Origin of the sequence: Priestia sp. BR_2 (assembly GCF_041954005.1) — a bacterium.
GTDB lineage: Bacteria > Bacillota > Bacilli > Paenibacillales > Paenibacillaceae > Paenibacillus_AQ > Paenibacillus_AQ lautus_A.
On record NZ_JAVFHM010000328.1, the window covers coordinates 149,810 to 176,002 of the forward strand.

Consider the following 26,193-nt stretch of genomic DNA (forward strand, 5'->3'; position numbering starts at 1 on the left):
GAGATTTAACCAGCCGTGAGATGCAGGCGATAGTTCCTCTTGAACAAACCGTCCGGCCGTTGAAATGTTTCGTAATGTTCTTCTCAAGCCTAATCAATATTCCCTGCAGCTAAAAGCTCCTCCATTTTGAACAGGGAATGCAAAGTAAGACCGGCTTCCTCCAGTTTCTGTCTTCCTGCCGGATTACGTTCAATGACGCAAATGACATGCTCGACGACCGCTCCAGCTTCTCTCAAATCGTGAACGCTTAACAAGATTTGTCCTCCTGTCGTCACCACGTCCTCAATCACACATACGCGTTTACCCTTAATGTCCGCACCTTCCGCCAATTTGCAGGTGCCGTATTCCTTTGCTTTTTTTCTTACAAATGCGGACGGAGTGCCTGACTTCAAGGATAGCGCAGTTGCAATCGGAATTCCTCCCATTTCAAGTCCTGCTAACACTTCCGTGTCTTCAGGGATAAGCCCGACCAGCTCCTCAGCTACTTGGGCCAGAATAACGGGATCTGACTCAAACATGTATTTATCAAAATACTCATGAGACGTTTGACCCGAGCGTAAAGTAAAGGTTCCTGTTAAATGGGTTACATCATAGATTTCCTTTGCCAAATTCAACGTCATCATGATCCTCCCAGTGTGGATATAATCGTATGCTCTCCCGCCAGTTCCATCTGCTGCTCGATATAATACGCCACGCCATCCAGCTCATTCGAGTCGATAATATGATCAGCCAGCTGCTGGATTGTCTCGTGCGCATTCCGGACCGCGATCCGCGTGCCTCCGGCTTCGAACAAGCCGACATCATTGATGTGGTCGCCGAACACCACCGTGTTCTCCAGATCAATCCCCATGTGGGCGGACCATAATTGGAGGCCGTCTCTTTTGTTTGCTTTGGCATGGCTGAATTCGAGGAAATAGTGGTTGCGAATGTAATAATCCGGCATCATATGAGCATGAATCACGTCGCCGTATAATGCCGTGACCTCTTGCCGAATCGGCTCCAATTCTTCATGTAATCCGATGTAGGTAAGAGCCAACGTCCGGTAATCCGGTGGACAGTTCAAGTTCTTCACTTCCAGGAACCGCGGATCATGGGGGCGGCCGGCATAGAACGTCATCTCTCCCTCTCTGCGCAGCGTCTCATGCAGAACACGCTCCCGCTGGTCCTTATCGAGCGAGAAATAAAAGGGTGTAATGCCGTGCTTTTTCCCAACGCAGATAATCTCATTCGAAATGTCGCGCTCCAGCCAGTATCCATCCACAACGGTTTGATTCGACCCGTCATATATCAAAGCGCCGTTATATAGAATCACGGGGTATTTCCACGGGATATCCGAAACGACGCTTTGAGCGCTAATATAACCGCGGGCAGTCGCATACGTGACGATCAAGTCCCGCTCCAATGCATCCGTGACAACGTTCATCGTATAGGGTGATAAGGTTTGATCCGATCGCAGAAGCGTCCCGTCGAGATCCGTAATATATGCTCTTTTTTTCATAGTGAAGCAGTCCTCCTTCGCCGTCCGGTATGTGACAAAACCCAGCCTTAGAATAGCTCATGCCAAGACTGGGCCATACGTGTGAGTTAGACGTCTTCCATGATTATACAACTTCCGGGATGAAGATGGTAAAGCTTAATTGCTTATTTCGCTTCAATACGCGTTTATTTCTGAGCCAGGGCTGTTAGCGCCGCATCGGGAAGGCTTCACCGCTCGGAATGAAGGCCCCGCCGGGCAAATGAAGCCGTTGAATCCTAGTACATCGGGTGTTGGATGCATTGTTTGCAGGCATTGGGAACGAATGAACGGAGAGCAGGCATGACTTGCCCTTTCTTTGGTAACCTTACACACCGAGAATCAGGTATCCCAGTGTCATGTATAGAAAAAGAAATAATAGCAGTACGGAATGCCCTACAACGGCTGTGATACCGGTTCGTGATAGTTCACCACGAGTCATGCTAATGAGTGCCAACAGAATCCCCACGGGCGACAACAGGAGTATCGACGCATACGACAGTCCCTGTAAGGGACTGCCTGCCTCCGGCGGAAACATGAAGCTGTACAGCGTGAACAAGGTGATGCAGATAAATAATGTCAGAGACACATGGGACAAATACCATCTCATCACATAACCTCGGCCAGCATGCCCGACAGAATACCGGCTCTGCGAACGACCTCATTCTTTTGAGGAATTTCCCTTATAAAACTCAGCATAGGGTTGGCACCTCCAAGATTTATTTAGTGATACGCGGCTGAAGATACCCCACGACTTCTTGTATGTCCTGAATCTCGGCAAACGGAAAAACTCCCATGCGGTTCATTTTGGCGATGTCCCCACGATATGCGATAAACGGAATTCCGGCGCTCTCGGAGGCCTTGCCGTCCACCCAGGCATCTCCGACAGACAGCCATTCCTCCGGCGATGTATGGTGAAAATGCCTCAGCACCGCCATATATCCATCCGGTGCAGGCTTTAATAAGCCCATGGCTTCCCTGCCGATAATGAGATCGAAGTAATGAGCAATCCGGTTCTCTTCGAGTGCAGTCATGGCTGCTTCTACCGCGTTATTCGTCACGATAGCAAGATGCAGCTGTCCACGTAATTGCTGGACGAGCTCCATAGCTCCATCTTCAAGTTTTGCTCCCGTCATCCCTTGGATCTCATGTTCCTTGGCGATATCCCACATCATGCAGCTCAACTCTTCCGACAGCTGCCCCGTATTCATGGCTTCAGCGATGACGGTTGAGGTGGTATGGGTGTCCATGGATAGGCCGGGGGGCAGAATGCTATGACTGCACAAAAAGGCATAGATGTCTCTTTTCATCGCTCCAAAATCAATGCTGGAATGCAGCAGCGTATTATCCATATCAAAGACAATCCCTTTTATCTTAAACTCGATATCTAATCAACTCCCGTCATGGTAACGCCATGAATGGCTGCTCCGCTAGGTAATCCTGATTTGCGTATGGCGACCAAGGATGTGACGCTTACCTGGCCGGGGTAATCCTCTGTCCCATCATCCTCATAAGAAGATAAAGTGATGTATAGATGATTCTTTTGATCCCCTATCTTTTGGTCGGTCATCTTCAAGGATGCAATCCGAAAACCTTTTGCCGAAGGAAGCTGCCCCCCGCTGACCAACAGATAAATTTCCTGATCCGTTTCTTTAAGCACCCATCCTCCCGGAGCCCTATTTATGCCGTCATCATAAAGCTGTTGAATATCCGGATCAAGGTGCTCAACCGAACGGTGCTCCCAGGTGAATTCCGGAGCCGTTTTGGTATAAAGGAGCTGCGTGTACGGAACTTGCATGTAGGTGATCTCAGCGGCTTTGCGGGCTTCCTCCGTCAAAGTTTGTGCTTCATTGAAATCATTACTTCTCTGTCCATGGCACCCAGCCATCAATAACATGGTAGCAATCATGGTGAGCATTAGCCTTCCGCTGATACTTACTCGCATATCCTTGTTAACCCCTTCATTCCCTAATCATATACAACTTCCGTACCGGCGATAAAATCGTGCAAGGAACGCTTATCCTCGCGCAGCGCAACCATAAAGATGCTCACAATAATCCCGATTCCTAACGTTAACGCGTATACGATACCCGCCACGAGATTCCGAAGCAGCATCGTCCCAAGGCCCGGCGGCTCAAGAAAATCGAATTTGCGGATACGAATGCCGCACATACGCTTACCGATCGTATACCCATTCCAATACACCGGCACCAGGATACCGTATAAACCGAATATCAAGTTACTGATCGGCTCATTCTCATAATTCCCCGTGATAAGTCCAGCTATGATCGTTAGCGGAAGCGACACAATAAGTCCATCCAGAATGTTGGCCCCTAGCCTGATCCAAAAGCCGGCCACTTGGTTATCGGTCATCACGACTCCCCCTTGAATTCACTCCATACTCAAAAAAGACTTCCTGCCGACACTTCATTTGTTATTAGGCGGATCGAATTCCTTCCAGTTCTTCTTGATCTTATTCAAATCTTCCGAATTCCATTTGCCGATGCTCGGACCTAAGAAACACAAGATGCCGACAATCAGGCTGATCCAGCTTAATACCAGCGGGCCTTTGCCTACATAGGTCAACATCGAATCAAACATCTCTTTGCTCCATGACGTCAAGTTGGATCCGAATATGGCAGCTGCCAGATACCGGACAGCATACAAGAACACCGAAATGCAGATAAATATCATACCCATCGTTTTATGGTTCATCGAACGCCTCTCTTTCCACACAACATTTTCCAAATACCTGATATCATTGTAAGCTTCGGTCCCCGATCGAACAATAGTTTTTCCCGCTTTTCCCCATTCCGTTGTCGTCATACCAAGGAGTAAATAACCTTTACACGCAACAACATTCGCCACATAAAAGAAAGGAATGACTTCCTACGTTGTAGTGAAGCCATTCCATTCTGTTTGTTATACACTATTGTGCCGTTGGCCGGATTATGCAGCTATCCGCTCCTCCATTTCCTGACGACTCCCAGCAATTCACGAATATTTGTCCAAGACAAAATCCTCGATCATTTCAATATTTCTGCGACCCATAGCGTACTGTCTGATGTGTTTCTTAATATTCGGATACAAAATAATGTCGTCCAGCTGCTCGAGCGGTATCCATTTCACATCGGTTTGATTCGGATCTGGCACGGCCGGAAGCTTCGGAAATGACCCTTCAAGCGGATAACATTCGAACACGATGTATAACGTATGGATGCCCGATATGTTATCTCTGGACTGTTTATGCGGAGCATACTCGTACACGAATGCAACAGGCCCCACCTGCGCCTCCAGCGTGGTTTCCTCACGCAATTCCCTCAAGGCTCCCTCCACGATCGACTCCCCCGGCTCGGCCCCGCCCCCCGGCAAATTATAATGCAATCCGTTTTCATCTACATACTCGACTAATAACACAGACTCATCCCTCAGAACCAAGGCTGTCGGTCTCACCCGAATGTGATACGTCATCATAACCACCTCTCCCGGCTTACAAAAAACGGCCGAACGTACTTGATCTGTCTATCATACAATCAACGCGGCCGATATGGAAATATGATGCATCCTTTCCTCAGTATATCGCTAGTCAGTATATCCCGTGTTTGTTCTGCTATCATTCACTTCGATCGCTATCATCCAGTCTCACGTTTTCTCCCGTTACGCGGGAAACATTCGCCGCCTCCAGAAAACGAACGATCTCCAGCGTTTCGGATAAGGGAACATCGGAAACCCCCGTCGTGAACATCTTCATGATCTGATCCAGCAGACTGGCATAATAGGGCTTGGGGTGCTCCATGATGTCCACGAAGCTGCTGGCCTCCGCGCGATGAACGGTCAACCCGAAGCGGTCGTTGCCTGCCCGATTGCCCCGTATCGTTCCGATCCTCCCGTCATTCCAAACCGCCGTTAACACCTCGTGCAGCTCCGTTGCGGCTACATGGACGCTTACGCATCCGGGTCCGAGAACACGGTACAGCATTTCAGCCGCATGAATGCCGTACCAGAAAAATCCCGGCTGCGTAGGTTGAAGGGGAAGCGGTCCTGCGCAATCCACGCCAATGATATTATCCGCCCCGCCCCGAGCCAATTCATCCTGTAATCCTTGAGCATACCGGAGAGACGAGCAACTCATAACGGTCACCTGATACTGCTCCGCCAATTCGGCAATTTCCCTTGCGTCCTTACTGCTCACCGCAAACGGCTTATCAATAAATACCTGTTTGCAATAAGGAGCAATCGCGCGAAATAAAGACAGATGCGACCTTCCGTCCACCGCTTCCAGCATGACGGCATCGACCTGTTTGGCCACGTCTTCCGGACTCTCCAATATCTCCGTTCCCCATGCCGCGAGTTCCTTTGTATATCCCTCCACTCGGTTTATGCTCAGCTCAAAGTCCGGCGACCCTCCGGGAAAAGCAGCCGTCACCCGTGCACCCGGAACGTGATATGGATGCGACTTGTCATGGAGCATTTTCGAGAAAATGGAAACATGGGATGTATCCAAACCAATCATACCGATCTTCATATTCATAAGTTCATTCTCCTTTACCTTCAGCATTTTAGATGATCACGCTGATTTTCCACTCACTACATTACTGAGGATATCCAGCTGCCGGACATAGGCTTTTCTTTCAACCATCATATCATCCTGTTCGACTAAAGGACGTGACTTTAAATCGTCTTTTATCCTGCACCTGGATCCAATACAAAAAGACCGCCTCCATCTGTCAACCAGATGAGGGGCCGTCTTTCGCATGAGCTTATAAATGTGTTATGCAATTGCATAATGCGCACTTTCAATATACTATGGCTGCATCCTCCACTTGATCACGAAGAAGCGGTTGGCCATAGCCACGATAGCGAACACGATGGCAAAGGTTATTAAACCAGAGTCGATCAGGCAAGCAACCGCGGTCGCAAAAATGAAGAATTCAATAAGCAGCACGACGGCAAGCGGCAGCTTGACCCTTGCCTTCGGCGATATGGTCATGCCCCAGATGACGGCTGCCAGCAGCGGCAATCCGATCCCGAGAACTGCCTGTGCCGCGAGCCCGGAACCATAATGGAAGCCCCAGTAACCTATCGAAAATAACAGAATCAATTCCAACATAAATCGGAGGGCGAGATTCAGTACTTTGAACATGGAGGGACACCTTCCGTTTCAGTCATGCGCTTATTTTTACCGCAGGCATCAAAGCTCGATTTGCTCCAAATGATGGATCAGGTGATCAACATAATCGTTAAACAACCACTCCAGCGTGACCTCCGTTTTATCGGGCAGCACGCATTTCTTCTGGAAGTCGGATGAATCGGCTCTTTGCATGACCCGCAGAATCATCCGGTTAACCTGCTGCCACAGTGCCAGGACATCCGATTGATCATATCGATTCTGGTAATCGTTCACCCGGACCCAATCGTTCTGCGCGTAACCTTGAATCGCGATAGGGTAATCCGACACCAATATTTTTACAAACCGGATATGGTTATTGACCGCCGAATCGCATAGATGGCCCAGGATCTCCTTCTTGGACCATTTATCAGGCGTAAGCTTCAGATTGAATTCCACCTCGTCGATTGCCGTTACAATCTCCGTTACTTCAGAGATCAAAGATTCCAGCTTCATAATGGATTCCATGCGTTATTCCTCCTTCTCGTTAATGATTCTATTCGTGTAATCGGCAGGCCCATGAAATCACTGTAATGTTTAGCCGCCTCCCGAAACGCCTCTTTTCGATCGCCAAGCGGCGAGAACGGGCTTAACGTGATTTCGATGCCGCTGCGCTTGATCTCCCGCTTCCAGATACCGACCACTTCTCCCCCTGCGACCATGATGGGTTGGAAAACCCCGTTGCGAAAGGGAGCGATTTTGGCATCATGCTCTGACTCAATAATTGCGCTGCGATCCTTGTACCCCAAGTAATATTCATCAAAACCCGGAAGCAGAACCGCCGAATCCGTATCAGCGGACGCGGATGGCCCAGTAACAGAGCTCCAGTATTCCGTGCCGTTGACAAAATCTAAACGAAGATTGGATCGGACGGCCTCAAAGCCTCGTTTAGCTTCTGTCAGCGTTAATCCGACCCACCATGCAAAATCCTGGATCGTTGCAGGCCCATGACCTGTAAAATAGCGGAGCGCAAGCTCCGCCAGCGATTCTTCGAGCGATAGCTCCCTTGAATTCGGGACCCACTCGTCGAGCAGCACGAAGCTTTGCTGTTTGCCTTCATGCGGGCCGAAACAGATCATGCCGGTCCGCCCCAAATATCCGAGAATGTAATAGCCGCGGCCATTCTTGGTGCTGATCCCCGCTTCCTCCAGCAGCTCCATCAGTTTGGGACGGGATACGGGTGAACAGCCCCTCAGCGCGTTGCCTATGATCGTACGGCATTGATGGAGCGTACCTTCGTCAAGCTCAAGTTCGGCCTGCTTCTTCTTATCATTCGTGTGCAACCGCGATGCCGTCAGCCTCAGCATCCACTTGGCATCCTCCGCAGGCACGAAGAAAATCGTTCCACGCATCGGCCAAGTCAGCACGATTTTGCGATCGATCACGGCCTGCTCCACATCGGATATCTTGGCGGACTGCGTACGGAGACCGATTCCCCATACCGCTTGGTGGTAATCCTGTGCCTGAACAGCGCCTAATTCTCTTACTGCTTCTACCGGGCTCACATGCTTCATCCCTGTTATGCGCTGATTGTAGAGCCGTTGATTCGCTATGGTGTGACTTAGCACATCTATCCACTCTCCCAGGCCATGAATATTGTCGGACGCAAAGCTTCTATTTCAAGTCCGGAATGGACATCCATGCCCGATCATTCTGCCAGCTCACCTCGACCGGCGTCTCAAAGAACGAGGTCAAATTGTCGCTGGTCAGCATGTCCCGGGAACGTCCCTTTCCGAAGACGGTGCCCCGGCGGATGAGCAAGGAGTGCGAGAAAATCGGCAGGATTTCTTCGATATGATGCGTAACGAACAGCAAGGTCGGCGCATCGGGCTTTGAAGCCAGTGCCGTTATGCTGGACAGCAGCGCTTCCCTCGACAGAAAATCCAGTCCGTTGCAGGCCTCGTCCAGTATCAACAGCCTTGGCGAAGCCATGAGGGCCCGGGCGATCAGCAGCTTCTGCTTCTCCCCTTGCGAACAAGTTTCATATGTACGCCCCAGCAGATGAATACAATTAAAATCCTTCATCAGCTGCTCGGCCCGTTCCCGGTCTGCTTCATCCACCTTCTGATACAGTCCGATCGAGGCGTGTTTGCCGCTAATCACGACGTCCAGCGTGGACTCGCTCGGGCGGATTCTTTCCTGCAGCGAGGAGCTGACCCAGCCTATCGATTTACGCAGTTCTCTTAAATCCACCCTGCCAAAGCGATGCCCGAGCACCGAAACCGTGCCGCTGGTCGGCCAGATGTAACCGTTAATCATATTCAAAATGGTTGTCTTCCCGGAGCCGTTCAGTCCGAGCACCGCCCAATGCTCCCCTTGCTGCACGGTCCAATCCACGCCGGTAAGAACGGTCTTTTGCTCCCGTCTCCAGGTTACGTCATTCAGTTCAATCATCGTGCTCATTGCCGCTCCCTCTCCTTCTTCAATCTGCTGCGCTATTTCGTTTCTCTTTTCAAGGATTATACCAGCAATTACATATTCCTCAATAGGGAGATGAAACCCCGCCTTGTGATCCGCCTACGACTTGGAATCATGCGAAGTATGCCAGGCAGGACATTTCATGCCTAAACGAGGATTTTAGTTTCATAAAATAAATATTGACAAATAATTATTTTTATGTTATAATAAAATATTTTTCTGTTTACAAAGGTTTGTTGATTTGATAATCTACTTCTGCTCGTTCTTCTCTGGACATTGAATTTGGGAGAAGACATTCCAATGTAGTGGAGGTATGTAAACATGCTACTAATCGATCAAGGCATTGCCATGCTGGAAATTTCCGCAGCCATGATGGGACGTACCGAAACGATCCACCCGACATTCCTCTGGGATCATCAGAATCGGGTGCTTATCGATACTGGCTATCCCGGTCAGCTCCCGCTGATTCAGGAGCAGATATCGGACTGCGGCTTTTCCGTTCAGGATGTTAGCAAAATTATTATAACACACCAGGATTTGGATCATATCGGCAGTTTGCCAGCTATTATCCAGCACTGCAAACAAGCCCCGGAAGTGTTCGCCAGCGAAATCGAAAAGCCTTATATCGAAGGAGATACAAGCCTTGTCAAATTATCGCCCGAGGCTATCGCGCAAGCGCTGGCTTCGTTGCCGGATAACGTGCCGCCGGAGTGGAGGAACGCGTTTAAACACACGCTGGAGAACCCGCCCTCAGCACCCGTGAACCGCATGTTGCGCGACGGCGAAGAGCTGCCGTTTGGCGGCGGTATCATCGCGATCCATACGCCGGGCCATACACCCGGCCACACCAGTTTATATCATATACCAAGCAAAACCCTGATTGCAGCGGATGCGCTGAACGTCAGAGAGGGGCAACTGATCGGGCCGGATCCGGCAACTACTTTTGATTTGGCGTTCGCCCGGCTCTCCTTGCAGAAGCTCACTCACTATGATATCCGCAACGTGATCTGTTACCACGGCGGATTATTTACGGACAATCCCAACCAGCGCATTCGTGAATTGGCTTATCCTTAAGCGATTGCCGGTCCACTGTCGATCAAGAAGACTTCACTTCGTTCTTCTGCCGTTAATCCAGCTAATCTCAAGGTACCACGTATACGTGCCGCCGGCCGGCACTTCGGCCGCTGCCTGACGATGCATCGCATGCGAGAGATCATCGAGCAGCCCCGTCGCAGGCTCAAGCGCAAGATGATACTGTCCCTGATAGCCGCCATAGTTCGCCCATATCGCTAGATAAGGCACCTGCTCTTTAGGAAACATCATGCGTAGTCCTTCACCTGCAACCGGATCGTAAATGGAGGCTGTCCCCTCCGGCAGCTCACCAGCAAAATAAAACTTCTCCGCCGATGCTTCAAGCCTGCTGGCGGTACGATTCAAGCGGACATGGGGGTGTTCCTCCCATGGCTGCGGCCATTTCCGAATATCGCCGGATTCTCCCAATCGACCGTTCGCCGAGTACGATACGATGATCTCCCTCAGCTCGTGTGGAACGATAATCTCTGCGCCTTCATCGATTTGAAACAACGGATGCGCAGCCCATAGGAAAGAGAATGGGAACGGACTCGCATTATGAACGGCATAATCGATCCGTAAGGTATCTTCACGGGGGAAGGAGTAGGTTTTGCGCAGCCGATAAGGAATTCGGATTCCCTGCACGCTGCAGTGAAGCTGTTCTTCCTCGCTGTGCGCCTTCCATGGAATGGACCATACCTCGCCATGATCCGGAAGCTCCGTTCCTTCCCATGGATGCGCGGGATACCGGCAGACATTGATCGTTGGAAACATTTCGTCCCAGCCGCTGCCGTCCCGCTTTCCGAAGGAGCTTGCATACCCGTTCTTTTCCAGAACTCCAGCAGGCTGCACCAGCCATTCCCGGCCTGTCATTCGATTGCGAAGCGAGATGACCCTGCTTCCGAGTTCAGGTACCACGACCATCTCCATCACCTCCGTGCGCCCTGTCCAAACCTCATATCCATCCAGCATCCCTTTGCTCCAGATCATCATCGTCATCCCCTCCGTTTAGTCAACGCATCACCCGGAATGCACAAATGCTCAAGGACCGTTCGTAACGGCCCTTGAGAATGAAGTGTAAATCTCTTACACCAACGTCTTGCAAAGCGCCAAATGCAGCGCAGCTCCTTGATGGTGAGACTCCAGCTGCAGCACCTCGCGGAACAGGGTTTCCGCGGACTGCCGGTCACCAAGTCCAAGATGACCGAGCCCCATCATATAGCGGCAATGAATTTCGTTCCTTCGGTCCAGATCTTCATCAAACACCAGGAAGTCCGGAAGCGATACGGCAAAGTAATCAATGCTCTGAGGCTCGAATATATGCTTCTCCCCGTAATCGATCAGCTTGTTAAACCGGCTGCGGGCTTCATTCTCCCGGCCCAGCCTATGCAGCGCGGCCCCTTGATAAAAAATCATGTGCGGCGGCTGATCGTTGTAATACATCGCGCTGGTCGGCTCATCCAGCCCCTCCGAAGCTTTCAGGAAGCACGCCTCCGCCTCTTCGGACAAGCTCAGCCCCTCGTATGCGCAGCCCAAGTAATAATCGATGTTATTCTCCTGCGCTCCCGTCAGCTTCCCTTCATTGATGTTGAGCGGATATTGCTTGGCAGCAAGCAGCTGCTCTACGGCTTCCTCATAGCGACGATCCTGAAGCAGCTGCTTCGCTAGCTCCACGCGGGCCAATACATACTGGGCCGGCACCTTGCCCTCGCCGCCTTCCCAAGGGTGAAAGTTGCGTTTCAGAATCAATCCGAGCGCCTCCTCATAACGATTCAGCGTATTGTGCAGCGTCAAATATTCCAGATATACATCATCCCGCTGCTCGACCAGCTCCAAGTGCTCCTCCATCGCTTTCAAGCGATCAGCCGGAGCATGACCGAGCTTTTTATACAATTGGTCAAGCTCGTAGAAGATCCTGGCATCCGCCGGATTCAGCGAGAAAGCGGTTTGCAGGGATGACAATGCTTTATCGTGGTCCTGCCTCTTGTTATAGTAAGCAAGCGCCAGATTCCGATGCGGCGTAGCGAAGCTGCCATCCAAAGCAACCGAAGCTTCCCAGCTGCTTATGGCCTCCTCGCAGCGCTTCTTGTCGTACAGCAGATTCCCTAAGTAGTACAACGCCTTCGCATCCTGCGGCTGTACGCTGAGCGCCTGCTTTAACGTCACGTAGTCATGCAGGGAATTCGGGAAGCAGTACGAGGGATCGGCCTCCGAAGCCAATCGGTAGCAAGCGGATGCCTCTTCCGCCCGGTTCATCTTCATGAGCGCACTGCCTTGGTAGTAATAAACCATCGGATAGACGGCTGATGCCGTAAGGCGTTCGATGCGCTGCAGCACATCCAAAGCGTCGCCATATTGGCCTGCATCCGCATAGTCCTGAGCTATGGCAATATAATGGTGCGGATTATCGCGCAGGCGCTGGACAAGCGATTCGTAGACATGCCGGCTCTTGTCCTCTTGCTTCAGTTCTTGATATACGGCTGCCAGCTCGTTCATTGCGCCCGCATCCATGGGATCCAGCTTGAGCGTTTCCTCAAGCCATGATGCCGCATCGGCCAAGCGTCCCAGCTTTCTTAAGACGATACTCTTGAGATGCCGCGCCTTATAATTACGGTACTGGGCAGCCAGGGATCGTTCGATCAGCTCGAACGCTTCCTCATATTCCCCCTTCCCGCAGGCAATCTGGGCCAAAGCCAGATATCCCGCCCCTTGCCATGCCCCCGACCAGACCGATTTGTACAGATAAGCGTACGCTTCATCCAAACGGCCCTGCCACTTCAAGGCTTTCCCCAAATGATAGAACGGTTCGCTGTCATAGGGCCGGGCGTTATGTCGGGTCAAGGTTTCGATCGCTTTTCTAAAATAAACCTCACTCTGCGTAAAGCACCCTCTGCGCAGCAGGAGCAAACCATAGGCATTGTTCAGCCTTGCATCTCCCGCATCGCGCCTTAGACCTTCCACATAATAGGCTTCCGGTTCATAGGTTGCGTGCCGGTACTGCTCCAGATGCTGCCCAGCCAAGAACAACGCTTCGGTATTCTTCAGTTCCTCCGGCTTGCCAATCGCCGTAGCCGGGTCCGGCGTTCGCTCTAAGGTACGCGGCTTGGGCTGGTAAGCGACCAGCTCTCTGCCGTCCGCAGCGAGTACCGCGACCCGTACATCTTCCTCCCTCATACCTGAGGCGAGTTCGATCTCGGCCTGGAAGGTGTCGGCCGGCGACAGCTTGACCTTTCGATCCAAGCAGATGCTTCCCGCTCCCGTCACCAGAATGCGAGCCTCTTCGATAACCGAGGTTGCATAAGCATGTACGACGGCCTTAAGACCGTGGACTTCGAGATTTACGGCGGCGTCAATGGACGCATTCTTCACGAGCCCAATGTCTTTATAGGGCATGAAGTACTGCTTGAAGCTTTTCTCCTCATACGGCGCCAGCCAGGTGAAATCGGGCTGGTTATCGGTATACACGCCGGTCATGAGCTCGATGTACGGACCGTCTTCGTCGGTCAGGTTGCGATCCCAGGCCTGGCCGAATTCGCCGTGCCCCCACGTCCACTGTTTTTTGCCGGGAGATATATGTTTATTGGCGACATGCAGAATCCCGGCTTTCAAGCCATGGTCATATCCGCCGACGAAATCGTAATCCGAATGATAAGCCATATAGGAGGTCGGAACGGGAATGTTGCGGTACATGGAAATATCGACGCCCGCCGAATAGTCCTGCTTATAGTACGTGCCGGTTGCGATCGGGAATTTGGACACGTCCCGCTTCCCATGATCGAACACCGCATGAACGTCCGGCGGAAATACGGATTGGGTATGATCGTTGACCGCTACGGCCGGATTCGCCCACCACAGAAAGGTCTGCGGCTCCGAAGTCCGATTGTACATTTGCGCGTGAATTTCAAGATACGCCTTGCCCGGATACAGCGTGAAGCCGGTAGACACCTTCGTGCCGTACATCCGGTCGATCTCGCCGACCCATACCGTCTTGCTGCCGTCCGGGTGATCCGTTAGACTCCACTCCACCTCGCCATAGGTGTTCGGACGGTGATGCTGCGGCCAGTTGAACTCGATTCCCCCGGATATCCATGGACCCGCAAGGCCAACCAAAGCCGGCTTGATCACTTGATTGTGGTATACAAAATCATAGTTGTTGGTTTTATCGATGGCCCGGTAGATCCGACCGCCAATCTGCGGCATGATCTGAATCTGCACGTACTCATTTTCAAGGAAAATGATCCGGTAGGGCTTTAATACTTTCTCATCGTAAATTTTATCGATGACCGGCAGCGGATAGACACGCCCCGAGCTCCCCTGATACACCCGTTTCTCCAAAAACATCGGGTTCAGGTCCGGCTTCCCCACTTCATACGTGGGAATCTCCACGGTCTCTTCCCGTACGCTCACTTGCCGTTGTTTTGTCATGAGTCGTCATCCCTCCATTAGCATCCGCGTTGGCTGCGTTATGTCTCTATCTTATAAGCCGGCCTGCCGAAGAGCCATTGACGATATCATGTTGATGATGGATTATATTCTGATTATTGGGCGCTCCATCCGGTTGACAACAATTCCGTTCCGATTCATAGTAAAGCTATGGATACCATACGAAAACCAGACGGATTCGAGTCCCAGAAAATCATTGTCCTCCCGGATCATATTATGAAAGAGGCTGCCCGTCATCCGCTTGTGGAACCGCTGCACGTAACCGACGTCGGGTACTTTCCGCGTGCGCTGCATCACTACCGGGAACGCCCGGAAGGCAGCGGCGCGTACATCTTAATCTACTGCGTGGAGGGGGAAGGCTGGTACCGGTTGAACGGCGGCAAAACCTATTCTCTGCTCAAAGGGCAGGCGGTTGTCATTCCGCCGGATACGCCGCATGAATATGCTTCATCGGAGTTTCAGCCCTGGAGCATTTACTGGTGGCACATGAAGGGGACGCATGCAGGTTTATTGTTCGAGGGCTTTACCGGCGCAGCCGAACCCGCCATCGTTCCGGTCGACCAGTCAAGGAGCATCGCGGAGCTGTTTCAGGAAAGTTACGAGCTGCTGCAAAAAGGATATACGCTGAACCATATCATCCATGTCTCGCAGCTCGCCGGCCACTTGGCGGCCATCATCCGCCTCGCCCGGCTCCAACCGCAGCGGGGGCAACACCAGCACAACAAGCATGACATGGAACAGACGCTTCGGTTCATGACCGAGCATCTGGAGGGCCATGTGAGCCTGAAGGAGCTGGCGGCCTACGCCAATCTGTCCATACCGCACTTCACCTTCCGGTTCAAGGAAGCGACGGGCTACTCCCCCATCGATTACTATCTGCGGCTCAAAATCCAGCGGGCCTGCCAGCATCTGGACCTGACCGGCGAGAGCGTCAAGGAGATCAGCCACCGTCTCGGCTTCCAGGATCCCTACTACTTCTCGCGGCTGTTCAAAAAAATCATGGGGAAATCCCCTTCCGAATACCGAGATACCCGGAAGGGGTAGTATGCCTTTTCTATGATTTATGTGTAACTAATACAGATTGAGGCTATCGCAGTAGATAAACTACTCATTCGATAGCCTCGGAATGGAACGGCAAAGTATTTCATTAGTTTTTATTTTTAAATGTCTTTTGGCTACCTTTTTTTGCAATAATACATAATCTTTTTGATTCATTTGGGATAAATTCACTTCCCAAATAATCACCAAATACTTCTTCTATTTTTAAATTCCTCTTGTTCATTGCTAACTCAATTTCATCTATTGAATAAGTTCTAATTGAACTAACTCTCTGACTCTTGGTAAAAGAGCGGGTTTTGTCGTAAATTGTTGTTTTGCGAACGAGTCTCATTGTGGTTTCTTCATAGTCTTGTTCACGTAAGATTATATTTTGATCGTTATCCTCCCACTCTTGAGGTCGCAGATTGTTTACGCAACGTTCACGATGAAAAACATCCATAAAAAATCGACCATCCTCCGCAAGAATCCCATTGACGATATCGAATAACTTATAATTTTCTTCGTCATTGTTCATATATCCAAAGGAATTGAACAGATTTACCACAAGATTAGCATGAATATTTCTAACATTCCTATAATCAGATCTTATCCATTCAACTTTTGCATTCCGAGCACTCGCGCTACTCTTGGCATACTCAAGCAGCGGCTCTGATAAATCAATACCTATTGTGCGAAATCCTTTTAATGCGAATTCGATTGCATGCCTTCCATAACCACAGCATAAATCCACAATTATATCTTCCCGCCTTAACGATATATTTCTTAATATAAAGTTTATTTCGTTATACGTTTTTGTATCGTGATTTTTTTTGTATGTTTTTATATAGTCCAGTGAATCGTAGTTGGATTCCCACCATTCCATAATTAATTTCACTCTCCTTACACGACATACCGATCTATACTCTGATTTCAATTGCATTTTGGATCAAATAATTTTTTATATCTTTTACGGTATATTCATTGTAATGGAGAAGGGAAGCAATTAGGGCAGCATCAGCCCGATTGTCTTCTAGAACATCCTTTATGTGTTCCAACCTTCCTGCACCTCCTGATGCAATCACAGGTATATTTACTGATTTCGATAATTGCTCCATTAGTTCCAAGTCATAGCCTTCTTTAGTTCCATCTCGATCAATACAGGTACATATTATCTCTCCAGCTCCCAACATTTCAGCCTGTTGAGCCCATTCAAGGGCATCTAAACCCGTTTTGGTATGTGCTGAATGTGTATAGACTTCCCAACGTTCTGTTTTACCGGTCTTATCTTTTATAGGCATGGCATCTAGCCCGAGAACTATGCACTGATTACCAAAAATTTCCGCAGCTTCTCTTAGCAGTTCAGGCCTTTGAACAGCCGCTGAATTAATGCCCACCTTGTCTGCACCATATCTGAGCACTTTTTTCACATCTGCGACAGAACGAACTCCACCGATCACTGAAAAAGGGATGAAAATTTCTTCGGCTACATTTTGAATCCATTGATATTTGATTTCTTCATTATGAAGAGTAGCAGAAGTATCTAAATATATTATTTCATCAGCACCATCGTCTGCATACTTCTTTCCGAGCTTAGCCGGATCACCAATAATAGTTGGATTGCGAAATTGAACATACTTCACGGCTTTGTCGTTCAACACGTCAATAGCTGGAATAATCCTTTTAGTTAGCATACATGTCCTCCTTAAGTTCCTTTGGTTGAGTTGACAATGCGTCCGAAACTTTCTGAATTCCATTGATGTACATGTTAACGGTCTTGAAGTCAGTAGATTGCATAAAAGAGGGCAGACTCAATAAATGCGTATAGAAACTTTCACATCCTACGTAGGGGCCAAGTACTCTTGGTTTCCAAGTATCCTTCGCAAAAGAAAGGCCTATGTCATCTTGAAGAAATATTCCCATCCGATCCAATGGCGGTACACTTGGTTTATGTATTTCTATGCCTTCGCACGACAATATTTGGATATATTCTTCAACAGTTATGGGTATACCTTCACGAAATAATTTGTTTTCTTCAAATCTGGGCCGATATCCAAAAAATCCTCCCATGGTTACTCCTTTTCTAACGGTGGGCGGATGCATCCCATTGCACCCTTTAATTGCATCAGAGAGCATATCGGTCAATTGTTTTCGAATCATGATTTTATGATCCAACACTAAAAACTCATGCTTGGCAATGACTGCAGCAAGTGGATGAATCCGATATTTAAGCCCATATCCCGTTTCGGCAAAATTCTTAAGTTGTTCACTATGTACTTCCTTTATGGACCTACCTCTATAATGCCCTACTAAGCAAGCTCGTTCATATAAGTGTCTACTATTTGTTAATAAAAATCCTCCTTCACCTGCCGGTACCGTTTTAGTCGCCTGCATACTAAAAATAGATATGTCGCCGAATCCACCCACCTTTTGTCCTTGATAAGTGGAACCATAGGCATGGGAGCAATCTTCTATTAATTTTATTCGATGCTGAATGCAGATATCCCTTATTTCATTCATCTCTGCAGGATGCCCAAACATATGAGTAATGACTATGCAACTAGTTTTGTCCGTGATTGCCTCTTTGATCGCATCGGGATCGATATTCCCGGTATCGTTGTGAACATCAACCAGTACTGGAGATAATCCACAATGAACGGCTGGAGTAATACTTGCATGAAATGTCGAAACCGGCGCTATGACTTCAGAACCTTTTGGAAGATCGAGTGCTACGTAGGCGGAATGAAGCGCATTACTACCAGAATTCGTTGTCAGCACATAATCGCAACTGAAATACTCTTTAATCATTTGTTCAAGCTCTGCAATAATTCCCGATCCATCGGCGATTGATAGGGGCTTGCCTTGTACTAAATAATCATAAACTTCAGTAATGCATTCTTTGCTTAAATTCGGCCATCGGTGATGCGGCTGCGGAACATTTACTGCTGGAATGCCGCCATCAATAGCTAATAGACTCACCATGATCCCTCCTTTGATCTATTCTGGCAATCCTAATATTCCTGTAAGATAGGCTTTGCCCATCACAGGAGAAAAACCTAACTCCTGCACTTTTCTGAATTGAGTCCAATTTGTAATGTTTCCTCCATACCAATAGTTAAAATTGTTACATTGGTGCATTACCGTTTCCAACAGCCGAAAATTAACGGAGCGGTTATTTAATGAAGCCTGTGCATCCACGATTTGAATTTGAGCGCGAGGGGTCAAGGTTTCATTTAAGCGGTGAATGGTCTTCTGCCAGGCTACATGAATAGATTGTGTAAAACCTTTTACAAGCAATGCATCACCGAACAGGTCGATTGAATAAATAATCTGATCGGCATCGAAGTGACGGTTAATATCTTGGATAAATCCCATATCTATTTCGCTATCCTTAAATAAAGCTGAGCTAATAATGACATACTTGGCTCCTATTTCTAAGTGTTTATCAATTTGATCTATAGAGGAAATACCGCCACCTACCCCGAAATAATTCGGAGTATTCCGGACGACGCTACTAATAACGGGGCTGAAACTCGACAGGGTAGACTTCGAAGCGTCAAGATCGATCAAACATGCCGGTATTTGCAATCGGATTAATTTATCCGTAAAGTATTCTAAATCCTCAGTGCTTCTAGATATCACCCTTGAATTCGCTACGTCTACGTTAAGCCTCCAACTGCTTGCCCCATCTTCACTTGGTAAGAGCTTAATTGTTATCACCTTCTTTTAATATTTCTTCTCAGGCATGCTCTTCTCTAGCCAAAAGGATAGAGCGAAATCCAACTCTTTGCACATCATTGAAACCGTATAATCCTTCCAAATACCAAAATCAATTGCATTATGTAAATTAGCGCACATTTGCAAGGCCAAATGAGGCAATCTGTTCATATAATCAATACTTTTTTCATATTGCTCCCAGTGATCATTGCTTATCAAGCCAAGCATTTCAGCTTGTTTAGAGTGATGAAAGTATGTCCTCAAACTAGGAAAATCAACAATATCGGCTATGGTAGAACTGCATTTAACATGTTTAAAATATGACCAGGAAGATTCCACACTCCTGCAAAAAGGAAGGCCTCCATATGAATCTATAAGTTTTCGGCATGTAGACAAAGTATCTGCCCTAGCAAAATTATCATCTACGACTAAAATATTCTGCTCCCTTATGGAGAGTTTAAATTTTTCTCTGAAGATCACAGGCATAATTCTTTCAATCAATATTCCCCCGCAATGGTCAGTGTAGTGAATTCCCCCTTGGTCATGATACCCCACCTTTGCATAGAAAACTTTTTTTGCGTCGTTTGGAAAAAAAACCAAGTCATACGCCGACCAATAAACTCCTAAACTTAAAGCACCATAGAGAGGAAATAATAAACTTTGGATCTTGAATTCATCAATGACGTGATTTCTTAAGAACAAAATTTCATCAATAATCTTAACTTTATTATCAATCTCCCTAAAAGTCCTGAAATGATTGGATTTTACCGAAAAGCTGTTTAGAATCCAGGCGATCCATTGCCAGTCTATTAGATTCGCGGACGGTTCCAAACCATACAGAAGTTCTATGTGGACCCTAGCGATATTCGTAGTGGTCTCTATCAATGAAGTTAGTATCGTCACTAAATTTCCACTATAGTGGTCCGTTGTACAATAATCCCATAGAAAGTTAATTAACCCCATAGTTAAATTCGTTAGATTTTCATACAAGGCACATGCAACCATCTTGTCTTCTGCTAATATAAGCGGACTCCTACATGCTTCGATTAATGAATCTGATGATAGAATGGCCTTATCTAAAGCGAAATACCGATACCCCTTACTATAAGAGAGATTATCTCTAGTAGGTATGAACTTTCTAACTCCTTCAAAGACTGGATAGCATTGCTCTTTATAGAACACAGAGTTGTGAAAACGAAAGACTCCCAGTTGATCTGTTGCATTTGCTAAACTGAATAGTGGAAGAGTTTCTAAACGAGGTGGTTCGGATACAATCTTTTCTATCAACAAATCACCTTCTTTTCAGCAGGTCAATAATATGGAAATCGTTTGCCTAGTCATGCATAGTGGTGTGACCATGAAGATAATCAAATAAAACATCAACAATCTCTTCGGTATTGGAACCTCCTGTTATTTTTATCATTCGAACCGAATTTAATTGATCCAAAAATAGCCCCAATCGTGTTTCAAAGTCTTCTCTTGACGTTTTCGGCAACCCCATCCAATTTGGGTAAAAGGGCAACTCATTCAGTATGTTCCTCTTAATGATGTCTTGAGCCTCCATACTTGAAACTGTCGTAAGTGTAACTTCTTTTAAATGTGACGAAAGTTGTGGAAAAACGAGATACTTAAGATTTACACTAGATTCTATATTACTGTTGCAAATCGTAGCTACTTCCATAGGCGTTAACCATAGTTTATGTGGCCAAGACCATACTTCCTCCGTTTTTTTGTCTTTCAAGTCAGCAAAAGCCCCGCCCTTATTTTCAATGATGTTCTGATCAAGTAACCAATAGGCAGTACCTCCAGCCCTGTTGTGCAAGTCAGGCCTTGCCTGATTTTCAAAATCCTTGAGATGGTTCAAAGCACCTGGACCTATTCCAAGCACTGTTGGCCAAGCATGCAGAACAATCCGGTTATTCAATGGATTGGCCAAAGCTCGATCATTTCCCAAAAAACCACCATGGCGCCCTGTTCTTAACAAGGATGCGCACAATAGAGTTGTTTTGCCTGCTCCACTATCTCCAATAAATGCGATGCCAAGACCGCCGTAAGAAAAAGATGAACAATGCAATGGCACCATACCAGCCATTAATGATTCGCTTGTCATCACTTGTCTGATACTCTTGTATGTGTCAACGAAAAGTCGGGATTCTTCATGATTCAGCAGATAAACCCGTTTTTGATCTATGTTTATGAACAGCGTAGTGTTTGTTCTTTTGTTCCAAATCCCTGTCCAAGGTCCTTCTTGGATTTCTTCGCCTTCATCGTCGTATTCCAATGATGTTCTTCTTGCGGAAGTGAAAAGGGTGTCAGGTTCTTCGTGAAAAACGGTCAATGCGTAGATTTTCCAACCGGAATCATTCGATAGTTTTGATATTTCATAATGCAAGTAGGCCTTAGTATGTAAATTCACATTGAAGGAATCCGTTAGCAACGATAAATATATATTTGATTGCTCAAACTCCAACATGTAAATCGAATGATTAATTTTTCGCTCAAGTTCATTAATATAATTGTTTATTTTCATATTCAAACCCTCACCATCACCTAATGATTAAAAGCTACGTAAGATCCTTAGCCTCCAGCACCTTGATATCGATCCACCCCTTTCATCCATAGCTTGTAAGACAAGTAAAAGACTAGTGGACCAATTATCAGAGGTAATATTGCAAAAATAAAATTATTATATTTGTCATTTATATTGAGCAAATGAATACTCGGATAATAATTAATCATGGCCAACGGAATAATCCATGTCAGGACAATCTGAAGGAAAATTCCATATATTGAAATCGGATACGAGATAAACTCCTTAATCTTGAAATAAATAGAGAATACATACCCGACACGCAATAAAACAAAGGACAGAGCTCCGATAAAAACAAATACTGCTGCTTGAAGAAACGAGCCGCTGATCAATACGAGAAATAAGTACATGACTTTATGAAGGGTCCACTCTACCCCAATCTTCGTAATAGACCATATGAGAACACTTAAAGATATAAAAATATGTGCGATATATCCTATGTTAAACAAGTTAGCAAGATAGCACATAAACGGAGACAAAGGTTTCGTGATATACTTGTCGAAATCTCCTCTAATAATAATTTGTTCCAGGCTCACCATGGGGGAGTATGTAAATGAAGCGCCTATGGCATACGTTAATAAATTCAAGCTGTATAAAAATGCAATTTCACTCCACCCCCAACCGTTAATAACTTGAAATTTTTGCAATAAAAGCCATATGACGAGATAATTGGCCGCATATCCGATAATTTGTCCCACAGCTCCAATTAAAAAGGCTCCTCGGTATTCCATCTGGGACCTAACAATCATTTTGATGTAAGAAATAAATAAGCTTATACTCATTGAACTCCACCTTTAGTTAGGCTTACCCGCCTTGTATAACTAATCTCCTAACAGCTCTCCACCAGAGAAATCTGGAAAGTAACATCAATATTAAAACCCACACTCCCCCTTTCAATAATAGAAAAATGATTTCATTAGAACTCATTTTATTCATGTAAATGGCAGCAGGTACAAACCCTAAAAACTGGAAAGGCAAGACTTCAGCGAGGCTTCTCCATCCATCTGTAAAGAACCACAATGGCAGATACGATCCCGAAAAAACCGTGATTAATGCTGAGATCATCCAATCCAATGCGAACGTCGTTAAAAACCAAAAAGAAATTAAAGCAATCAAATAGCCGATCAAAAACGAAATGATCAAGGCCAGAATTAAACTGACAATAAAAGCTGTGAATGTATAGAGATCCGCTGGTAAACTAAATCCAAAAATCACCGAAGCGATAATGACAGTTGGAATGACCGTGCAGATAATCCGGAAAATAATATTTCCCAATTGATCAAAAAATAACAATATCGGATAACTAAGTGGCTTTACTAAATCCATCGTGATATCACCGGTCTTTAATCTTTCATCTACTACACCGACAACCCGATTCATTAATAACATAGCTATCGATACATTAATCAGGGAATACGTAATCATCGTTTGAAAATCGATTCCGTTTAACGATCCTTCGCGAAGCAATGCTCTCCAAATCGATATTTGAATAAGTAACACAATGAAATTCCCAAAAATTCTTAAATATACTTCTGAACGGTAGGCCGTATTTCTCAAAAATGCTTTATAAGCGATCGCAGAGTAAATTTTAAACATGGTCAGTTCACGCTTACACTTTCAAGTGTTTGGTTGTGTTTATACTCAAGCGCATTCAGCCCCTCATAATACAATCTAATAACATCTTCAATGTCAGATTCTTGCAGGCTAAAGTCACGAATTGGATAAATTTTGGATATTCCCTGAACGAATTCGATGGCTGAATCCATACCTTTATTGATTTTGAATTTTTTTCTCATCCCTTGATCTTCAATCAAAAAAGCATTCTCGGCTAAGACGTGAGTTCCAGGGTCCGATTCAAAATCGATCGTTAAAATCTTCTCCATGCTTAACGCAGTTTTCAAATATTCCACGGTACCATCGAAAATAAGCGCACCTTTATTCACGATCAACATCCGATTGCAGATCTGTTCTATATCTTTTAAATCATGGGATGTTAACAAAATCGTTACATTCCTCTCACGATTTATTTGATTTATAAATGCTCTAATTTTCTCCTTAGCCAAAACATCTAATCCAATTGTCGGTTCATCTAGAAAAAGGATATCGGGGTTGTGAAGGAGTGCAAGAGCAATTTCGGCTCTCATTCGTTGGCCAAGGCTTAGTTGCCGAACCGGCTGCGTGATATAATCTTCCAAACCAAGTTGCTCTAAAAAAGAATTCATATTCTTTTTGTAATCTTGTTCAGAAATCTTATAGATCCGTTTGTGGAGTTCAAATGAATCGATAACAGGCAAATCCCACCAAAGTTGGCTTCTTTGACCGAATACGATTCCAATTCTTTTGGCTAATTCCTTGCGGTTTTTGTGAGGAGTCAAACCATTCACTGTAACGAAGCCAGACGTAGGAACCAAGATACCCGTCAACATCTTTATCATGGTTGATTTTCCTGCCCCATTTGGTCCTAAATACCCGACGGCTTCTCCTTGGCCTATCGAAAAAGTTATCTTTTCTACCGCCTTTATCAAGGTATAGTCATTTATGAATAATTTTCTGATTGAGCCTATTATTCCCTTAGCATGGTTCGTTTTTTTATATCGCTTTGATATTTCGCATACCTGTATCATCAGCGCACTCCCTATCATTTGGTAACTGTAAAATAAGTGGGGACAACCAAAAGTTTTTATCCGCATATCCGTCGGAGCTGATGGAATAATATATTTCGCCATAAATTCTTTTTCTGACAATTAATTTATATGCTAATAAACCATCTTTAGAGAATTTTACGACCGGACGAGGAATTAGAATCCTGACTTCAGAATTTTGCGACAGGCTGAACTCGACAATTCCTTCAGCATGATTCGTTGCCGTTATACTCCCCTCTTTTTTCATAAACGAGATGGTTTGCAGGTCCAATATATCGCTATCAATTTGTGTATCTATCAAGTTCAAGATCACTTCCCAATCAAAAGAGGAGTCTTTGATTTCATCCGGTAAAAAAAGATTGAAAATCAAATACTCGTCGTCAAGAACTGGTAAGTACTCAAGATTATAATCATCTTTTCCGTCCGAAACCCTCAACTTCAGATTAGCCCTTTGAAGAACATCACCTGCATAACCCAACCGATGAATTTCAGAAGACGTACTATTCAAATAACATTGAGTTTTAATTTTTCTGAAAATTTCGGATTGGCGTTCTTCAGTACTTTGAAAGAATCGTTCTGTTAGCGGCTTATCCCAATGAACAGTAAAAGTGTTCTCTCCTCCATTCTCATTATTTTTATCAGGCTTTATTTTAGGTAAAGCCATCTCAAAAAGTTCTTGTAAACTATCAAACACACTATTCATAATATCTATGATTCCATATGTACAAGCCTCTTGAGTTACTTCTTGCCAATCAATACGATCTTCAAATTTCTTGATGAATAATCCAATCTCTAAGTATTTATTCAATCTGGGTCCGCGATAATACCATCCCGCGTCGGTATGAACGCTCTCCACGAGATATAACAAAGTGTGCACTAAATCCAGCGTGTGGACTTCAATACCTTCGATCCAAACATCTTCTTCATTTCTCAAAAATTGCTCCATTCTTTCTGGAGAAATCGTTTCATGTATGCAACGCTGTACCTCAATGATTAACATCTTCGATTCGACCATTTTAATGTAACTAAAATATTCGTGGGAATCCGCTGTTTTTAAAATAGGGTACGGAAGAACCTCAAAGTCATTATAGTCCACAGAGTAAACATCACTTTTCCCACAAGCTGGAACGAACCCCTGCTCTTTCAGCGTCTGGTCAACTTGATAGAGATTCTTTTCATCAATGAGAATATCGATATCGTGCGAGGTTCGTATAAATGGATCATCGTAGAGGATTTGAGACAGCACTACTCCTTTCAGTACGAACATGCTTCTGCCTTTGTCTGCAGCAGTTAAGCCCTTTAATTCCTGAAACATTAATTTATTTTTGTAACGGATGTACTGGGATCTTTCCATAAATCGGTCTGAATAAGGGGCCGGTATTACTTCGTGCATTACCCGGTAAACTATTGGGAGAATTTTTTGATGAGAGGCCAGTGAATAAAAAGCATTCCAATCTATGCCTGTTAAATGAGGATCTTCACCTAAGAAGATACTTGTATCGCCTTCCAAAATCTTCTTAGTTACTTTCAATATTAATCTTTTTTCATAATTTAAATTCATCCAATTATCACCTCACCGACATTTTCCTTTATACGG

General features: G+C 46.1%; 27 protein-coding genes. 2 read left to right on the forward strand and 25 right to left on the reverse strand.

Annotated features, from left to right (window positions below):
• Window positions 1–89 precede the first annotated feature (89 nt).
• The 13 genes from pyrE to RB298_RS28910 all read right to left on the reverse strand — a co-directional run bounded on the left by pyrE (window position 90) and on the right by RB298_RS28910 (window position 9,083).
• Window positions 90–623: an orotate phosphoribosyltransferase gene (pyrE, locus tag RB298_RS28850; RefSeq protein ID WP_441007219.1), complete on the reverse strand. Its 534-nt coding sequence runs from the start codon at window positions 621–623 to the stop codon at window positions 90–92.
• Window positions 620–1,498: an HAD family hydrolase gene (locus RB298_RS28855; RefSeq protein ID WP_096776816.1), complete on the reverse strand. Its 879-nt coding sequence runs from the start codon at window positions 1,496–1,498 to the stop codon at window positions 620–622. The genes pyrE and RB298_RS28855 overlap by 4 nt, the downstream gene beginning before the upstream one ends.
• A 343-nt stretch (window positions 1,499–1,841) precedes the next feature.
• The gene (locus RB298_RS28860; RefSeq protein ID WP_096776817.1) at window positions 1,842–2,123 is read right to left on the reverse strand and encodes a hypothetical protein; all 282 of its coding nucleotides are present in this window, start codon (window positions 2,121–2,123) and stop codon (window positions 1,842–1,844) included.
• Window positions 2,124–2,232: 109 nt separating this feature from the next.
• The gene (locus tag RB298_RS28865; protein WP_369682854.1) at window positions 2,233–2,898 is read right to left on the reverse strand and encodes an HAD family hydrolase; all 666 of its coding nucleotides are present in this window, start codon (window positions 2,896–2,898) and stop codon (window positions 2,233–2,235) included.
• Window positions 2,899–2,900: 2 nt separating this feature from the next.
• Entirely contained in the window at window positions 2,901–3,458 is a 558-nt protein-coding gene (locus tag RB298_RS28870; RefSeq protein ID WP_255250671.1) for a hypothetical protein, read from the reverse strand.
• 23 nt (window positions 3,459–3,481) lie between these two features.
• Window positions 3,482–3,886 (reverse strand): RDD family protein, encoded by a 405-nt coding sequence (locus RB298_RS28875; RefSeq protein ID WP_009589894.1) that lies wholly within the window; start codon window positions 3,884–3,886, stop codon window positions 3,482–3,484.
• Window positions 3,887–3,940: 54 nt separating this feature from the next.
• Entirely contained in the window at window positions 3,941–4,228 is a 288-nt protein-coding gene (locus tag RB298_RS28880) for a hypothetical protein (RefSeq protein WP_015736495.1), read from the reverse strand.
• 279 nt (window positions 4,229–4,507) lie between these two features.
• On the reverse strand, window positions 4,508–4,984 hold the full coding sequence (locus RB298_RS28885; RefSeq protein ID WP_486049797.1) for an NUDIX domain-containing protein: 477 nt from the start codon (window positions 4,982–4,984) through the stop codon (window positions 4,508–4,510).
• A 142-nt stretch (window positions 4,985–5,126) separates the two neighbouring features.
• On the reverse strand, window positions 5,127–6,044 hold the full coding sequence (locus RB298_RS28890) for a Gfo/Idh/MocA family protein (protein WP_486049757.1): 918 nt from the start codon (window positions 6,042–6,044) through the stop codon (window positions 5,127–5,129).
• 273 nt (window positions 6,045–6,317) lie between these two features.
• Window positions 6,318–6,656: a YrdB family protein gene (locus tag RB298_RS28895; protein WP_486049759.1), complete on the reverse strand. Its 339-nt coding sequence runs from the start codon at window positions 6,654–6,656 to the stop codon at window positions 6,318–6,320.
• Window positions 6,657–6,704: 48 nt separating this feature from the next.
• The gene (locus RB298_RS28900) at window positions 6,705–7,148 is read right to left on the reverse strand and encodes a DinB family protein (protein WP_015736499.1); all 444 of its coding nucleotides are present in this window, start codon (window positions 7,146–7,148) and stop codon (window positions 6,705–6,707) included.
• Entirely contained in the window at window positions 7,133–8,248 is a 1,116-nt protein-coding gene (locus RB298_RS28905) for a winged helix DNA-binding domain-containing protein (RefSeq protein WP_486049761.1), read from the reverse strand. The genes RB298_RS28900 and RB298_RS28905 overlap by 16 nt, the downstream gene beginning before the upstream one ends.
• A 46-nt stretch (window positions 8,249–8,294) precedes the next feature.
• Entirely contained in the window at window positions 8,295–9,083 is a 789-nt protein-coding gene (locus RB298_RS28910) for an ABC transporter ATP-binding protein (RefSeq protein WP_192572590.1), read from the reverse strand.
• Between the two features lie 336 nt (window positions 9,084–9,419).
• Here RB298_RS28910 and RB298_RS28915 point away from each other — a divergent pair, with 336 nt between their 5' ends.
• Entirely contained in the window at window positions 9,420–10,172 is a 753-nt protein-coding gene (locus RB298_RS28915) for an MBL fold metallo-hydrolase (protein WP_486049764.1), read from the forward strand.
• A gap of 33 nt (window positions 10,173–10,205) precedes the next feature.
• On the opposite strand, the gene RB298_RS28920 is transcribed toward RB298_RS28915, so the two are convergent.
• Entirely contained in the window at window positions 10,206–11,159 is a 954-nt protein-coding gene (locus tag RB298_RS28920; protein ID WP_096776851.1) for an aldose epimerase family protein, read from the reverse strand.
• Between the two features lie 96 nt (window positions 11,160–11,255).
• A complete protein-coding gene (locus tag RB298_RS28925; protein WP_486049765.1) occupies window positions 11,256–14,594 on the reverse strand; it encodes a tetratricopeptide repeat protein in 3,339 nt (1,112 codons plus the stop codon).
• A gap of 168 nt (window positions 14,595–14,762) precedes the next feature.
• On the opposite strand from RB298_RS28925, the gene RB298_RS28930 reads away from it, so the two are divergent.
• Entirely contained in the window at window positions 14,763–15,656 is an 894-nt protein-coding gene (locus RB298_RS28930) for an AraC family transcriptional regulator (protein ID WP_486049767.1), read from the forward strand.
• A 103-nt stretch (window positions 15,657–15,759) separates the two neighbouring features.
• Here RB298_RS28930 and RB298_RS28935 read toward each other — a convergent pair whose 3' ends face one another.
• The 10 genes from RB298_RS28935 to RB298_RS28980 are packed head-to-tail and all read right to left on the reverse strand — an operon-like array spanning window position 15,760 to window position 26,157.
• Entirely contained in the window at window positions 15,760–16,533 is a 774-nt protein-coding gene (locus tag RB298_RS28935) for a class I SAM-dependent methyltransferase (RefSeq protein ID WP_486049769.1), read from the reverse strand.
• A gap of 34 nt (window positions 16,534–16,567) precedes the next feature.
• The gene (hisF, locus tag RB298_RS28940) at window positions 16,568–17,341 is read right to left on the reverse strand and encodes an imidazole glycerol phosphate synthase subunit HisF (protein WP_096776828.1); all 774 of its coding nucleotides are present in this window, start codon (window positions 17,339–17,341) and stop codon (window positions 16,568–16,570) included.
• The gene (locus RB298_RS28945; RefSeq protein ID WP_096776829.1) at window positions 17,331–18,629 is read right to left on the reverse strand and encodes a DegT/DnrJ/EryC1/StrS family aminotransferase; all 1,299 of its coding nucleotides are present in this window, start codon (window positions 18,627–18,629) and stop codon (window positions 17,331–17,333) included. The genes hisF and RB298_RS28945 overlap by 11 nt, the downstream gene beginning before the upstream one ends.
• Before the next feature lie 15 nt (window positions 18,630–18,644).
• A complete protein-coding gene (locus RB298_RS28950; protein ID WP_096776830.1) occupies window positions 18,645–19,367 on the reverse strand; it encodes a HisA/HisF-related TIM barrel protein in 723 nt (240 codons plus the stop codon).
• 6 nt (window positions 19,368–19,373) lie between these two features.
• A complete protein-coding gene (locus RB298_RS28955; RefSeq protein ID WP_486049772.1) occupies window positions 19,374–20,651 on the reverse strand; it encodes a hypothetical protein in 1,278 nt (425 codons plus the stop codon).
• A gap of 46 nt (window positions 20,652–20,697) precedes the next feature.
• Window positions 20,698–21,894 (reverse strand): phosphoenolpyruvate carboxykinase (ATP), encoded by a 1,197-nt coding sequence (locus RB298_RS28960; RefSeq protein WP_096776832.1) that lies wholly within the window; start codon window positions 21,892–21,894, stop codon window positions 20,698–20,700.
• Window positions 21,895–21,941: 47 nt separating this feature from the next.
• Window positions 21,942–22,736, reverse strand: a complete 795-nt coding sequence (locus tag RB298_RS28965) for an ABC transporter permease (protein ID WP_096776833.1) — start codon at window positions 22,734–22,736, stop codon at window positions 21,942–21,944.
• A gap of 22 nt (window positions 22,737–22,758) precedes the next feature.
• Entirely contained in the window at window positions 22,759–23,550 is a 792-nt protein-coding gene (locus RB298_RS28970; protein ID WP_486049775.1) for an ABC transporter permease, read from the reverse strand.
• A gap of 2 nt (window positions 23,551–23,552) precedes the next feature.
• Entirely contained in the window at window positions 23,553–24,578 is a 1,026-nt protein-coding gene (locus RB298_RS28975) for an ABC transporter ATP-binding protein (protein ID WP_096776835.1), read from the reverse strand.
• Window positions 24,544–26,157, reverse strand: a complete 1,614-nt coding sequence (locus RB298_RS28980) for a nucleotidyltransferase family protein (protein ID WP_486049777.1) — start codon at window positions 26,155–26,157, stop codon at window positions 24,544–24,546. Before RB298_RS28980 ends, RB298_RS28975 begins: the two co-directional genes overlap by 35 nt.
• Window positions 26,158–26,193: the final 36 nt, after the last annotated feature.